Annotated in this window: 14 protein-coding genes; 3 read left to right on the top strand and 11 right to left on the bottom strand. The window is 41.8% G+C overall.

Annotated features, from left to right (window positions below):
* Positions 1-89: 89 nt before the first annotated feature.
* From rplK to rpmG, 4 genes are read right to left on the bottom strand one after another with little or no spacing between them, the layout of a single operon-like run.
* Positions 90-515, bottom strand: a complete 426-nt coding sequence (rplK, locus tag EDD59_RS04450) for a 50S ribosomal protein L11 (RefSeq protein WP_132379313.1) — start codon at positions 513-515, stop codon at positions 90-92.
* A gap of 54 nt (positions 516-569) precedes the next feature.
* Positions 570-1,088, bottom strand: a complete 519-nt coding sequence (gene nusG / locus EDD59_RS04445) for a transcription termination/antitermination protein NusG (RefSeq protein WP_132379311.1) — start codon at positions 1,086-1,088, stop codon at positions 570-572.
* A gap of 25 nt (positions 1,089-1,113) precedes the next feature.
* Positions 1,114-1,314, bottom strand: coding sequence for a preprotein translocase subunit SecE (gene secE, locus EDD59_RS04440; RefSeq protein ID WP_132379309.1), 201 nt, complete (start codon positions 1,312-1,314; stop codon positions 1,114-1,116).
* Between the two features lie 22 nt (positions 1,315-1,336).
* A complete protein-coding gene (rpmG, locus tag EDD59_RS04435) occupies positions 1,337-1,486 on the bottom strand; it encodes a 50S ribosomal protein L33 (protein ID WP_089983693.1) in 150 nt (49 codons plus the stop codon).
* Between the two features lie 240 nt (positions 1,487-1,726).
* Here rpmG and EDD59_RS04430 point away from each other — a divergent pair, with 240 nt between their 5' ends.
* The 3 genes from EDD59_RS04430 to EDD59_RS04420 all read left to right on the top strand — a co-directional run bounded on the left by EDD59_RS04430 (position 1,727) and on the right by EDD59_RS04420 (position 5,865).
* On the top strand, positions 1,727-2,533 hold the full coding sequence (locus tag EDD59_RS04430) for a motility protein A (RefSeq protein ID WP_132379307.1): 807 nt from the start codon (positions 1,727-1,729) through the stop codon (positions 2,531-2,533).
* A gap of 13 nt (positions 2,534-2,546) precedes the next feature.
* Complete coding sequence (locus EDD59_RS04425) at positions 2,547-3,263, top strand: OmpA/MotB family protein (RefSeq protein ID WP_132379305.1); 717 nt, start codon at positions 2,547-2,549, stop codon at positions 3,261-3,263.
* A gap of 109 nt (positions 3,264-3,372) precedes the next feature.
* On the top strand, positions 3,373-5,865 hold the full coding sequence (locus EDD59_RS04420) for an FAD-dependent oxidoreductase (protein WP_132379303.1): 2,493 nt from the start codon (positions 3,373-3,375) through the stop codon (positions 5,863-5,865).
* A 172-nt stretch (positions 5,866-6,037) separates the two neighbouring features.
* On the opposite strand, the gene EDD59_RS04415 is transcribed toward EDD59_RS04420, so the two are convergent.
* The 7 genes from EDD59_RS04415 to EDD59_RS04385 all read right to left on the bottom strand — a co-directional run bounded on the left by EDD59_RS04415 (position 6,038) and on the right by EDD59_RS04385 (position 14,409).
* On the bottom strand, positions 6,038-7,993 hold the full coding sequence (locus EDD59_RS04415) for an ADP-ribosylglycohydrolase family protein (RefSeq protein WP_132379301.1): 1,956 nt from the start codon (positions 7,991-7,993) through the stop codon (positions 6,038-6,040).
* A 37-nt stretch (positions 7,994-8,030) separates the two neighbouring features.
* Positions 8,031-8,807, bottom strand: a complete 777-nt coding sequence (locus EDD59_RS04410; protein ID WP_132379299.1) for a carbohydrate ABC transporter permease — start codon at positions 8,805-8,807, stop codon at positions 8,031-8,033.
* Between the two features lie 21 nt (positions 8,808-8,828).
* Positions 8,829-9,698 carry a carbohydrate ABC transporter permease gene (locus EDD59_RS04405; protein WP_132379297.1) on the bottom strand — a complete coding sequence of 290 codons (870 nt, stop codon included), beginning with the start codon at positions 9,696-9,698 and terminating at the stop codon, positions 8,829-8,831.
* Positions 9,699-9,811: 113 nt separating this feature from the next.
* Positions 9,812-11,125, bottom strand: coding sequence for an ABC transporter substrate-binding protein (locus tag EDD59_RS04400; protein ID WP_132379295.1), 1,314 nt, complete (start codon positions 11,123-11,125; stop codon positions 9,812-9,814).
* Positions 11,126-11,253: 128 nt separating this feature from the next.
* A complete protein-coding gene (locus tag EDD59_RS04395; protein WP_132379293.1) occupies positions 11,254-11,940 on the bottom strand; it encodes a helix-turn-helix transcriptional regulator in 687 nt (228 codons plus the stop codon).
* Positions 11,941-12,089: 149 nt separating this feature from the next.
* Positions 12,090-12,833, bottom strand: coding sequence for a response regulator (locus EDD59_RS04390; RefSeq protein ID WP_165920858.1), 744 nt, complete (start codon positions 12,831-12,833; stop codon positions 12,090-12,092).
* A 49-nt stretch (positions 12,834-12,882) separates the two neighbouring features.
* Positions 12,883-14,409, bottom strand: coding sequence for a cache domain-containing sensor histidine kinase (locus EDD59_RS04385; protein WP_132379289.1), 1,527 nt, complete (start codon positions 14,407-14,409; stop codon positions 12,883-12,885).
* Positions 14,410-14,543 lie beyond the last annotated feature (134 nt).

Here is a 14,543-nt window from a genome sequence, read left to right as displayed (position 1 = left end):
TGTATCATCGCGGTCCACCAGGTTCGAAAGTACCCCGCCAAGTGGCCGGATGAGGTTCGCACTAAGCCCCAAAAACCTTGCTAAGTGCTCTACTCCTCGACAGTAACGCCCATGGAACGGCATGTTCCAGCCACCATGCTCATGGCTGACTCTACAGTTGCCGCATTTAAGTCAGGCATCTTTGTCTTTGCGATTTCCTCTAACTGAGCCTTTGTGATTGTGGCAACCTTGTTCTTATTCGGAACACCTGAACCAGATTTGATGTTGCAGGCCTTCTTAATCAGAACTGCTGCCGGCGGTGTCTTTGTCACAAAACTGAAGCTTCTGTCACTGTAAACTGTGATAACAACAGGAATAATCAGATCTCCCTGATCTGCTGTTCTTGCGTTGAACTGCTTTGTGAATTCAACGATATTTACACCGTGCTGTCCAAGTGCAGGACCTACCGGTGGCGCAGGTGTTGCCTTGCCAGCCGGAATCTGTAATTTGATATAACCTTGTACTTTTTTTGCCATTTTTAATTACCTCCTTGTGGTACTTGCGGGATAAAGAATCCCTCCCACGGTTTTTTAATCCATCTTTCTTACTTCTGCGAAACTAAGTTCAACCGGTGTCTCACGGCCAAACAGCTCTACATTGATAGACAAACTCTGTTTCTGCTCGTTCATTGACTGGATGACACCTACAGTGCCTTCCCATGCGCCGCTTAATACGGTCACGGTATCGCCCACTGCAAAGTCAATTATGATGTTCTCCTTCTTGATTCCCAGTCCTTCCATCTCTTCGTCCTCGAGAGGAACCGGCTTAGAACCAGGACCGACAAACCCTGTCACCCCTCTGGTATTACGAACTACATACCATGTGTCATCATTCATGAGCATATGAATCATGACATATCCCGGGAACATCTTTTTCTGACTTGCTTTCTGAACACCATTCTTCAGTTCAATAACTTCCTGCATAGGAACCCTGACTTCCAGAATCTGATCTTCCAGATGACGGTTTTCAATTGCCTTATCAATATTAGCTTTCACTTTGTTCTCATACCCGGAATAGGTATGAACCACATACCATTTTGCCTCTGACATAAAATCACCTTTCTGCTACAGTTGATTATCTCACCAATAGATCAATTCCATACTTCAGTATTGCATCAATTATAGAAATCAATACTCCCAATAATACGGAAACCGAAACGACTGCCGTGGTCTGCTTTGCCAGTGTCTTTTTGTCCGGCCATACGACTTTCTTAAACTCTGCCTTAAGCCCTTTGAACCAGCTCTTCTTCTGAGTCTTTGCTGTTTTCTCACCCATGACATCCACTTCCTTCCAATGGCTACTTCGTTTCCTTGTGCAGTGTGTGTGATTTACAGAATCTACAATACTTCTTAGTCTCCATGCGGTCCGGATGAGCTTTCTTATCCTTGGTCATGTTGTAATTACGATGTTTGCATTCTGTACATTCCAATGTAATCCTTGTGCGCACAACTTCCACCTCGCTTTTTTCTTATTCACTACATGTTACTTGATGGTTGCGAAGCCATCCAAATTTAGGCATAAAAAAAAGACCTACTTCCATTCGCTAGTGAATTGTACCATAACCAAATGGTATTAGTCAAGACAAATGACAGGCAAAAAATATTTTTCAGCAGTTTTTTATCAATTTATTATCAATCTCAGGCAAATGGACGATATAGTAAGTATAATTAAGAGGAGGTAATTGAACGTGGAAATTTCACTATTTATAGGAATTGTTTTGGGCCTTGGCGCTTTGATTGCAGGATTTCTCATGGAAGGGGGAAAACTGGTCAGCCTGATGCTGCTGAGTCCTTTTATTATTGTAGTGGGCGGTACAATAGGCGCAACTATAGCATCTTATCCGCTTAAAGATATCCTGCGGGCATTCAAAACTGCAGGCCAGACCCTTAAGCAGCCAAACTCCAGCAGTACAAAGCAGCTTATCGACAGGATATTAGAAATTTCCAAGACTTTAAGAACAAACGGCATCGTTTCCCTTGACTCTATTGTAAAGGAAGCCGATCTGCAAAAGGAAGAGCTTCTGCTATTAAAGGAAGGGCTGGTCTTGCTCCAGGACGGAAGGGAGACAGAAGATATCCAGTATGTTATGGAATCCGAACTTAACTCTTTTACCAGGCAAAAAGCAGTGGAAGCAGGCGTATTTGAATCAGCCGCAGGTTATTCCCCGACTATGGGAGTCATCGGAACGGTTATGAGTCTTGTAGTAGTCCTTGCTGCAGGATTTGGTGACTCTGCTGAACTGGCACGCAAAATCAGCACCGCATTTATCGCCACATTATATGGAGTATCCTTTGCAAATCTTATCTATCTCCCAATCGCAAATAAGATAAAACTTTATGCAAAAAAGAGCCAGATACAAAGAGAAATTATTATTGACGGTGTGTCCATGATGTCCAAAGGCACGAATGTCAGGAGTATGGAGAATGAACTTGCCATGTATTATCAGGCATTTCCTGATGGTATCAGGCATTATAAAGCAGGCATCGAAAACTAGGAGGAAATGAACTTTGAGAAAAAGAAGAGCAGATGAAGAAGAGAAATCAGGAAATGGTGAGCGGTGGCTTCTTACATATTCAGATTTGATTACTCTTCTGCTGGCCTTATTTATTATTATGTATGGCATGAGTACAGAAAATGCCTCTAAAGTCCAGGCTGTATCCACCGCGCTTTCAGAGGCCTTTAACAGCACAGGGGCCGGTACCGGGGACAGTACAGGCACCGGCAAAGGGGGCGGAGGCGGGACATCTCTTGAAAATGCCGATCCACTGGGAACCATTTATAAACAGCTAAATGGTTATATCGAACAAAATGATTTGGAAGACAACGTAGATTTGGTAAAATCAGACCATGCCATTTCTATTCGTTTAAAGGATAAATTATTGTTTCTGGGTGATTCTACCGTATTGAAACCAGGCAGCGAAGACACCCTGAAAAAGGTGTGTCAGGTTGTAGATCAGGTTTATGGAAATGTACAGCATCTTACGATTACAGGGAATACGGCGGATCTTGGAAACCATGATCCGGAAAATGAGGCAGATTCCTGGCAGCTTTCCGTGGACAGGGCTGTAACAATCCTTGACTTTCTGACAGCCAATGGTCTTGGGCCCGAAAAAATGTCTGTAGAAGGAAATTCACATTATAACCCCGTCGCCGGCAATGATACTGAGGAGGGGCGGGCAGCTAACCGAAGAGTAGAAATCACCATAACAGATGGTGCAAACTAGAATAACGTATCTGTATTCTGTGACTAAATCACTGAATTTTCTTTTCTTCTCCTGTAATGTAAATTATATGAACTTAAACCTGTAATTTCATAAAACGGAGGGTATGATAATGCCAAAAACAGTAATTATCGGCGGTGTGGCCGGAGGCGCAACTGCCGCTGCGAGATTGAGAAGAAAAGATGAGTCTATGGAAATTGTCATGTTTGAAAGAGGAGATTATATTTCTTACGCTAACTGTGGTCTCCCTTATTATATTGGAAATGTGATTCAGAATCGGAATTCACTGCTTTTGCAGACACCTGCTGCCATGAAGGCAAAGTTTAACATCGATGTGCGTACTTCCTGTGAAGTACAAAAAATCAGCAAAGATACGCAGACCTTATGGATTCGGAATCTAAAAACCGGAGATGAATATGAAGAATCTTATGATACTCTGATTATAGCCACCGGCTCTTCACCGTTAAAACCGCCTATACCGGGAATTGATGGCAGGCATATTTATACTCTTTGGACAATTCCTGACACAGATGCTATTAAAGAAGTAGTATCAAAGGAATCGCTCAAAAGAGCCGCGGTTATCGGCGGTGGTTTTATAGGACTGGAGATGGCAGAGAACCTCCGAAAAGCAGGTATCGAAGTGACCATTATAGAAATGCTGGATCAGGTCATGGCTCCCGTAGATTACGAGATGGCACAGCTTCTCCATGAAAATATTAGAGCAAATCAAGTGGAACTGATTTTGAAAGACGGTGTAGACTCTTTCCAGGAAGTTGACAATCATACCGTAATACACCTCAAGAGCGGTAAAATGATCACTGTTGACATGGTGCTTCTCTCCATTGGGGTACGTCCCAACAGTTCCCTTGCCAGGAAAGCTGGTTTAGAGTTAAATGCCAGAGGCGGGATTGTGGTAGATGACTTTTTAAGAACCTCAGACGAACACATTTACGCTGTCGGTGATGTGATTGAGGTAACTCATTATATTTCAGATGACAAAACAATGATTCCCCTTGCAGGACCGGCCAATAAACAGGGACGCATCTGTGCTGACAATATAACTGGAAATCATGTTCCTTATAAGGGTACGATGGGAACCTCTGTAGCGCAAGTATTCGATTTAACCGCCGCCGCTGTAGGATTGAATGAAAAGGCACTTAAGGCTGCCGGAAAGCAAAAAGGCCATGATTACGAGACCGTGCTTATCAGCCAAAAATCCCACGCCGGCTACTATCCCGGAGCCACTCCCATTACCTTAAAGCTAATTTTCGGCCGTGACGGCAGCATATATGGCGCACAGATTATCGGTCAGGATGGAGTGGATAAGCGGATAGACACCATAGCCGTCACAATGCGGCTGAAAGGCACCGTCAATGATTTGGCAGAATTAGAGCTGGCCTATGCACCACCCTATTCCTCTGCAAAAGATCCAGTAAACATGCTGGGTTTCACTGCACAGAACGTACTGGAAGGATTAGTGTCATTTATAGAATATAACGAAATGGATTTCCTGATGGCGGATCAGAGTAAAAAAGATACTTACACGATCCTGGATGTCACCGAGGAAGTGGAACGAATGGTATTCTCCATCCCCGGATCTGTTCATATTCCTCTCGGCAAACTGCGCAGCCGTCTGGGGGAGCTTGACAAAAAACGTCTCATCATCCCCTACTGTTCTATAGGTGTCCGTTCCTATAATGCAGCCCGCATACTTATGCAAAATGGATTCACTCAGGTGAAAGTGCTTTCAGCCGGAACATCATTTTATAAGTCTATGCACAATGACAGCACTTCCCAGACCAAAAAGGAATCGCCAGACCAAGGCGATCCGGTGGAAGGGTCCCTATGCGAGCGTAAAGAAATAAAGATCATAGACTGCTGTGGCTTGCAGTGCCCCGGTCCGATTATGAAAGTACATGAGGAGCTCTCTTCATTAAAACAGGACCAGATATTGCAAGTGTCGGCAACAGATATGGGATTTACAAAGGATATAGATGCCTGGTGCAGACGAACCGGAAATATTCTCCTTAAAACGGAGCGAAAAGGCTGCGAGAACATTGTTTACATTAAAAAAGGACCGGATCACTGCGAATGTGATATATCCCAGACAGAGTCCACTCTTACCCCCGCATCTTCTCAGGGGAAAACATTAATCGTATTCAGTGGAGATTTGGACAAAGTTCTTGCTTCCTTTATTATTGCCAACGGGGCTGCCGCTATGGGGCGGCCGGTCACAATGTTTTTTACCTTCTGGGGGCTGAATGCGCTCCGGAAGGAAACAAAGCAGCATGTTTCCAAAACATTTGTTGAAAAAATGTTTGGGTTTATGATGCCAAGGGGAATAGGTAAACTGAAGCTATCCCAAATGAATATGGGTGGTATGGGTACAAAAATGATGAAAAAGGTCATGAGGGATAAAAACGTAAGTTCTCTGGAAGAATTAATGAAAAAAGCCATGGCGAGCGGCATAAAACTAGTTGCATGTACAATGTCCATGGACGTTATGGGTATTAAAAAAGAAGAACTCATCGACGGCGTAGAATTCGCCGGGGTGACTTCCTATCTCGGAAATGCAGAGGAGGCAAACGTAAATCTTTTTGTATAAGTATACTATTTTGTGAATCAGTTTCAAGTCCTCTTTCAACCAAGTGATAACCGCTCCTGTATATGCCAAAGTTGCTTTTTATTAATGTTCTTTAAATTTGGGGTTGTCGGGAAATAGATAATCTCAAACAGGGAGGGTGTGACCGATGCCGGTCACATCCTCCCTCTCAACTTTATCCCGAAAAAAAAGATGGCTCCACGTTTGCTATTCCTACGACATACTCTGGAAAAGATATGAGCCCCAACTTTGCAGTGTCATTTTCTAAAAAGCTGCAGCTAAATTGACTCTCCATAGAACGGCGGCACAGACGGACTGCCATATGGTTTATTCCTTTTTTCACTCGTACCTGATTTAGATGGCAATTTTCTCCTGTCCACCATGTCACATCTTCTCTTTCTGCTAATTTTTCTCCGTTAAGCCATAGGCAGAATGCATCACTATATCCAATATTCAGGCGGTAAGTCCTTTCCTCCTGCAAATAAAAGCTGCGAACCATATAGACACAGCATGGACCTTGATAATCTACCAGGTTTCCCATAGTGATTAGATCCTCATATGTGTAGACAGCCTCCCCTCCTGGCGGTAACTCTCCTTTTGACAGACTGCCCAGATTCATATAATTCTTTTTTATATCCACAAAAGCATTCAAGTGATAATCCCGAATATGGTCAAGCCGCTCTTCTTCCGTAGCTCCTGTAAACTGTTCCATATAGCTTTGCCCTGGAATGAGCGTCTGGATATCAAGATTATTCTCCCAGAATGGCCCATAGAGCATCCACGGGACAGCTCCGGCAAATCCAATACTGTAATGCAGGGTTTCTTCTCCCCAAAAATCAATATCTACAATATTTGAGTCTTCAATTATCCCACTGCCTTCAGACAGGTGAAAATCAACCGGGAGCTCTAAGGTCTTTTTAGGCTCTAAAGAGAGTGCCTCAGATGCAATACTCGAAACCAATGTATCGCTCTGTATAGTCAAGGTCCCTTTCTTGATACTGCAAGTATCATTGCGGAGAAGGAGGGATACCCTGCCATCACACTTTGGTCCTATTACCGGATTCCCTTCATAATGAACATCTATTGATATACCAGAATCCTTCTCTTCTTTTGGGGCAAGGGGTATAATCGGACAGTTTTCTATTTTTATATTGTTCTGCCCACGGGTGGTATAATGCACGCCAACCCGGCAAATATCCTCCGCTAAATCAGAAATCTTGCTGCTGCGTCTCTTTGCTGAAACACCTAAGCTATATGTCTGATCAGAAAAATCATACCGTTTTCCAAGCTCCCCGGCACCTAGTATCAGTCCCATTACCGCTCCCACTGTAGCTCCGGTACAATCTGTATCATAGCCGCCATTGACAGCCAGCTCAGTTGTCTTAAGTAAGTCTCCCTCCCCCTTCAAAAGAGCCAGAAGTGTGATTCCAATATTCTGGAACACATTTGTACAATCAGGATGCCCATAATACCTCAATATCTTTCTATAGATATCATCATAATCTTCCTTTTCCTCATGCCAGGCCAATACATCCGACACCAATGCATATATACGAAGCTCTTTTGGAATATAAGACAGGCTTTTTCTAATCAGCCGTTCTATATTATTATCAAAAAAGGCTTCTGATTCCAATGCAGCAAGAAAGCATTCCGCCCATACTGAGTTACTTCCGTGATCAAGTACTCCATCCATTCCCGCCAGTTTGACTGCAAGCTCGGGGGTTCCCGGTGCTATGCAGCCCCAAATCTCACTGCGGATGGGGCATCCCATTCCCTCCAGATAATAGGGATTGTTGTATTTCCCTGAAAATGGAGGATGGATATGTCTCCTGTAGTTTCTTTTAAAGACAGCGTATTCACCAGGTGAATATGGACAGTTGGCCAGAAAACTATCTGCCAGACTGTCAGATGTCACCGAGATGCCTTTATTCTCGAGTACATCCAGCCAAAGCACCTGTAAATCCAGATCATCATTTGGAAGTGTCGTATCAGCATCTTCTGCGGTAAAATGAAGATTCAGCCTCTGCTTCATACCTTCATAAGGTGCTCCCGCTGTACCCGATACACATTTTCCAATCATACAGCCATAAACTTTATCAAAATAATTCTCATAGGTAATGGTTCTTTTCATTTAATCTATATGCCTTTCTGCTTATTTTTAAATACACCTATCCTTTGACTGCTCCAGCAGTTAATCCTTCTCTGAAAGTATTCTGGAACATAAGATAAAGAATCAAAACAGGCAATTGCACAATTACCAGTCCGGCAAATAACGCCGGAATATTGGTATACATATCTGCCTGAAATTTAATAGGAATCGTCGATACCATCTGCATAGCTTCTTTTTGCATAAATAATTTGGCATATACAAATTCATTCCAGCAGTTGAGAAAAGTAAACACGCTAATAATGGATGACACCGGCACAGCAAGGGGCAGGTAGATATGCAGAAAGCTAGTCCAAGTAGTACATCCGTCTATCTTTGCTGCCTCCATCAATTCAGCCGAAAGACCATCCATAAAATTTTTTCCTAAAATTAGTGCAATAGGGCTATTAATTGCAACATAAGGAAGAATCAGCGAAAAATAATTATTAACCAGGTTCAAAGAACGAATGATTTTTACCATGGGTACTGCAATAGAAATACCTGGAATCATCATTGCCATAAGAACAATTAAAAAAAGAATATTCTGACCGGGAAATTTCATTTTAGAAAATGCAAATGAAGCCGGCAGGGTTATAGCCAATACAATAAGTACCGTAATGACTGCAACAATTAAACTATTCATGATATTTCTTTCAACCCGTATCTCCGTTAATACAAACAAATAATTTGCAAACCCTTTCTTTTCCAGCGAAGTGACAAACAAGAAACAAAGAGGAAATGCAAAACAAAGCGTAGGTATTGCCATAAGAACAGAGCGCAGTTTTTTTGATTTTCCCATTTTACCTTACCTTTCCTTTCTTTATCTTTTTTCCGCTGACAGTTTTGTCTGAATAAAAGTGACGAGCAGTGCAAAAATAATAATAATTGTAGATACAGCAGAAGCAAATCCCTGTTCATATAAAGTAAACGCCTTGTCATACATATACGTGGAAGGCATCTCAGTCGCATGAAACGGTCCTCCGCCAGTGAGCAGAAACACTAAATCAAAAATTTTAAGTGCACTGATAGCGCTAATAATGGAAAGACTAAAGTGCGTTCCTTTTAACAGCGGCCATACTACCCGTGTTACAGTTTGGATTCTGTTAGCACCATCCACCTTTGCAGCATCAATCAGTTCACTGGGAAATGATGTCAACGATGAAGAGTAGACTGTCATAGCAAATCCTGTACCGCTCCACACTGTAATCCCAATCAGCGTATAAAGTGCCACATTCGGGTCAGCAAACCAGTCAAGCGCAAGCTTATCAAGATGGAGCGCGCGCAAGGTCTCATTAACAATCCCATAATTATAAGCCAGAATATCTGTAAATACGTAGGAAATAACTACCGGCAATAATATAACCGGTATAAAAATAATAGCTCTGTATATGTTAAACATGATATTTTTCCGGCGCATTAAATAAGCCAGAGAAAACCCTATTAACATCTCTAAAACAATTACAAGTACCGCATAAATTGCAAAATTCGCAAAAGCTTTATAAAAAATTTCATCATGAAACATGTCAATATAATCCTGAAACCCAACGAAGTGCATCTCAGGATCAATACCGTTCCACTCAAAAAAGCTAATCCGAATCGTATTGAACAGCGGGTATACCAAAAAAAACGCAAAAAAAAGAAACATAGGCAGTATATAAAAGTAAGCGCTTAAGCTTTTTTTCTTCTTCACACCAGTCACCTCATCAAACTTCAATAATCATATTTATCAGCTTTTTCTTCCATAGAAGAAACTTTACATGGTGCGGGCAATAACAGCCCGCCCCTGTTCTTAATATTTCCTGTTTATTCATTTATCACAGCATCAATCTCTTCTGCCGCATCCTCCGGTGTTATTTTCTCATATGCCAGCTTAGTCAATACTTCATACATCTTCTCAGAGACATTTGGGTCGTTAATGCCTCGGAACTGTAAGGGCTGGTCTGCCATCAATTTATTAACAGTATCCAGGTTCTTTAAGCCATTTTCCGGCAAATCATAGGATGGCTGCGGTGTATTCAAATATCCTGAGGGTGCCATTGTACGCTGACACTCAATAACTGCGCCTTCGTCACATGCCATAAATTTAATCAATTCCCATGCAGCCTCTTTCTCTTTGCTGTTCTTGTTTATTGCGAAACCACCAGATGTAAGAAGCAGATTCGGCTGTTTTCCATCACCATTGAGGTCCGGGAAATAGCTTATTCCCCATTCATTTTTTGCAACACTGTCTTCAATTTCCGGATTGGTGTACATATCCATGTTCCATGCTCCATTTACCCACATCCCTGCAATGCCCTCATCATTGAACTGGTTATAGGTATCCATATATTCTGTCATTGAGAAAGCCGAATCCTGGAAAATTTTTTCCTTGAATAATTTCTGCCACATTTCAAACGCATCCACAAATTCAGAATCCGTAAAAGGAATTTCCTTGTTGTAGGCCTTATACTGCTTGTCCCCTGCGAAATCATTTAGAATTGTCTGAAACGTGTCAATAACAACCCATGAATCTTTTGCACCTATTAGCAAAGGCTGTTTTCCAGCTTCTCGCAGAGTGTCTGAAACTTTTTTCAATTCTTCATAATTTGTCGGAGCTTCCAGGTCTAACGAATCCAGTAGAGTCTTGTTGTACCACATTGTTCCGGCCGGTGCAGTAGGCATAGGCAGTCCATAGGGTACGCCATCAATCGAATTGTCTCCAATTGCGCTGGCAACAAAATCATCTGCCCAGCTTTCTCCCCATTCATCCGTACAATATTGATCCAGTGGTTCAATCTGGCTCTTAAGTTGATTCAGAGCAGTAGGATCGGCAAACATGAATACATCCGGTCCTTCTCCTGAAGCAAACGCTGTCTGCACTGCCGTCATATACTCGCTGGCATTTGCGTGCAAGGTCACCTCAACATTAATCTCCGGGTGCTCCTTATGAAATGCTGTCAAAATACGGTCCATATATTCTTTGGTGGGCGTCCAGGATTCATATGTGATTGTAATCTGATCCTTATCCCCCGACTTTTTGGACTGGCTGTCCGATTCATCTTTACCTTGTTTTCCTCCACACGCAGTCAGGGCCATAACAACTCCCATCGCCATTGCTAAGATACGAAACCTTTTCATTTTATTTTCTCTCCCTTCTCGGTTAAATTACAAGGATTATATCACTTGTTTTTTCCGAAAAATTGCACTCTATCATGAAAACATTACACTGTGTTATCAGGATAGCCAGGCTCATGCAAAGACCGGCTTTACCTATAACGCTTCCTGTATTCCTTTGGCGTCATTCCATACCGTTCTTTAAAAATATTATTGAAGTAATTATGGCTTTGGAAACCCACATCGTAAGCAATATTGTATATTTTTTTATTTCCCTGCCGCAGTAGCACACATGCTTTTTCCAGGCGGAAATCAAGTAAATATAAGCTAAATTTCTGCCCAGCTTCCTTTTTAAACATACTACTGAAATAGGTCTTACTGACACAGACATATTTGGCCACATCATCCAGGCTTATTTCTTTCATATAGTTTTCTCTGATATACTCGATTGCCTTTGCAACTTCTTTTCTCACCCCTCCCTGTGCTGCTTTCTGAGCCGCATCAAAAATGGAATTTATTGCATCCAAAAACCATTTATGATAATCCTCAAATGTTTCCAGGGTCTCCAGTGCCTCATTTACAAAATCTACGTTCTTAAATATGTCTTCAATTTCCAGGTTCATGCGAGAAATCATCTGCATCAAAATATTCAGGAAGATATAAAAAAACTTCTGAAATCGATTGAGCGGCATTGGGGCTGTTCTAATATTTTCTAACAATTCTTCAACTGCAAGCACAGCCTCCTGACGGTTCATCGCCTGGCTGCGCAGCCCATCCAGCAAAAGATTCATCGCCTCTTCATTCTCTTTAAGTACTCCTACTTCCTCATAAAAAATCAAATGAGCACATCCAATATAGAATTTCCTTTCCAGTGCCTCTCTCGCATGAAACCACTGATACTTGACTCTCTTGCCTCCTAATATTTGTTCACTTATCCCTGCAGTAATAGTAACCTGACATTCTCTTGTCAGCCCTGCGACATAATTACTTATAATATTATAAAGTTTTTGTCTTGTTTCCAGCCGTGAACCGGAAGTTCCCCAAAGACCAGCAAAAAAGCATAATATCCAGGCTCAGCACGATAATAATAGGATTTACATTCCTGAATCGGAGTGGTTCTGATTTTTTTCCACACCTTCTTTTCAAGCTCTGCTCCCTGCTCCTTTCCATTCTTCCATATGAAGGCTTTCAAATAATCAATTTCAGCCACACAAACTACAGTAATTTGATTATCAGACGCAAACTGCCGAAAGGCACTCTCCTGTTCTTCACCTGACATTTTGCCTGTAAGAAGTTCTCCAAACTGTTTTGATTTTTCTTCCGAATTATTTATCCCTGAATCAGGCGCATACATCGTAATCGACTTTTCCCGGAGAGTACGGAGTGCTTCCAACAATGTTTTATCATCTATTTTATGTTTTAGCAGATAATCAGCCGCACCAAGCTTCATTGCCTGCCGTACATATTCAAACTCATCATGGCAGCTCAAAATCAATGTCTTTATTTTGAGTCCGCGCCTCTCCATCTCAGCCAGCAGCTCAATGCCATTCATCGAAGGCATCTCGATATCTAAAATCAACATGTCCGGCTTAAGTTCTTCAATAAGTGCTAGTCCGTTTCTCCCTCCGGAAGCCTCGCCCGCCAGCTGAAATTCTCCTTCCGTCTTTTCCAATGTTGCACGTATATACTGACGTACAATGCGGTCATCATCCAGCACAACAATCCGTGTCACCTTTATAGTTCACTCCTTCCTCCCCGCTTAGGGCAAAAGCGGTTTATTCCTAATTTCTTTTTGAGATTTTCTCTCCACGAAACAGTTTAGGGTCTTCAACACAAGGCATTCTGACTATCACTGCAGTTCCTTTCCCCGGCGAACTGATAATAGAAATTCCATAACTTTTGCCAAAGTATAGTTTTATACGCTGGTCAACATTATAAAGACCAACACGATTCATTTTCTGCTTTCCGTCCTCTTTTCTTCCAGAAAATATTTCATCAATACGCTCTTTACTCATGCCAACTCCATTGTCAGTCACCTCAATATGAAGCATCCCTTCCTGCAGCGAAGAATGAACTTCTATGACAGATGAATCATTTTGCTCCTCTATCCCATGTAGAATTGCGTTCTCCACAAGTGTCTGAAGTATCATCTTGGGAACCAGGCATTTTCCCAAACTTTCGGGTTCTATCTTAGTTGAAAATGTAAATATTTTATCAGAACGCATCTGCTGTAATCCTACATAACTGTGCAGCATGTCAATTTCTTCATATAATGTAAGGTATTCATTATGGTTATTAATTGACAGCTCCAACAAATTTGTCAGCCATTGGGTCATCTTTGCTACATCCCGGTTTCCGTCCAGCAGGGCACGGCATTTAATTGAATTTAAAGTGTTATATAGAAAATGTGGTGTAATCTGTGCCCTTAGTGTATCTAGCTCAGACTCGCGGATACGCCGCATCATCATGTTATAGTTATCAAAAAGTGCAGTAATCTCATATTCATTCTTTGAAGATTCAATACTATCTTCCATATTGCTCATAACGTCAATTGCCTCGTTAAGCGGACGTACTAACTGACGGGTGATAGGATGAGACAAAATAATCATAAGAAAGAGAACCAGCACCCCAGACAACAGAATGATAATACCAACCATGCCGGAAGTACGGGTCAGGTTGTCCATCGGTTGATAATGAACAAGAATCCACCCGTTCTTCAGTCCTATGCAATTCAACAAATATTCCGTATCTTTTACCGTCAACTGTATACTTTGTTTCTCCTGCCGGATCTGCTGCTTCGCGGCTTCAGAAACACACTTTTTCTCTTCAAGCTCATCCGGCTGCTTTACAACTGACCTTCCTTTACTGTCAAGAAGTAAAATCCCTGTTCCTTCGATATTCCCAGACGCCCGAAAGCTGGAAGCCATTTTTTCCGTAAGAATTTGCACTTCCAAAAGACCAACAGGTTTTGTAAAATCTTTGGAAAATATTGGTCTTGTATAACTAATAATATCTGTCTTTCCATATGCCTCATCTACTTGCCGGGATGCAAGCCAATATGCCTTTTTTGCTTTCATCCCTTCTTTATAGACTTCCCATTGCTGATAATCTCTGGTTGTCATATATTTTTGCTCTCCAAATGACAGATAATCTCCTTTTTCAGGGTATATCAGCATACTTGAAATGAGTAAATTCGAGCCTAAAGTATTAGCAATCAATCCTTTTTGAAGATTAACTTCACTGATAACTTGCTCATACTCACCCAATTTCCCGGCATTTTCGCAATAATCTACTACCTGCTTACTCAAAAGCAACCTGTTTGCTGGAATTTTCTATAGAATTAATAATTTGGTTGATATTCTCAGAGACAAGAAAGAGTACCTGTTCTGAATGCTTGATAGCTGTTTCCTTCGCATACCGCTGAATAAGGATATATGAAAGC

The organism is Muricomes intestini (assembly GCF_004346165.1).
Lineage (GTDB): Bacteria > Bacillota > Clostridia > Lachnospirales > Lachnospiraceae > Muricomes > Muricomes intestini.
Note: the sequence above shows the minus strand (reverse complement) of the source record. Positions and strands in the feature narration are given on the sequence as shown.

Excerpts from the sequence above, each read along its gene's own strand:
- rplK (WP_132379313.1), bottom strand. The coding sequence starts at position 515 with ATGGCAAAAAAAGTACAAGGTTATATCAAATTACAGATTCCGGCTGGC.
- secE (WP_132379309.1), bottom strand. The coding sequence starts at position 1,314 with ATGGGTGAGAAAACAGCAAAGACTCAGAAGAAGAGCTGGTTCAAAGGG.
- nusG (WP_132379311.1), bottom strand. The coding sequence starts at position 1,088 with ATGTCAGAGGCAAAATGGTATGTGGTTCATACCTATTCCGGGTATGAG.
- EDD59_RS04415 (WP_132379301.1), bottom strand. The coding sequence starts at position 7,993 with ATGAAAAGAACCATTACCTATGAGAATTATTTTGATAAAGTTTATGGC.
- EDD59_RS04410 (WP_132379299.1), bottom strand. The coding sequence starts at position 8,807 with ATGGGAAAATCAAAAAAACTGCGCTCTGTTCTTATGGCAATACCTACG.
- EDD59_RS04400 (WP_132379295.1), bottom strand. The coding sequence starts at position 11,125 with ATGAAAAGGTTTCGTATCTTAGCAATGGCGATGGGAGTTGTTATGGCC.
- EDD59_RS04420 (WP_132379303.1), top strand. The coding sequence starts at position 3,373 with ATGCCAAAAACAGTAATTATCGGCGGTGTGGCCGGAGGCGCAACTGCC.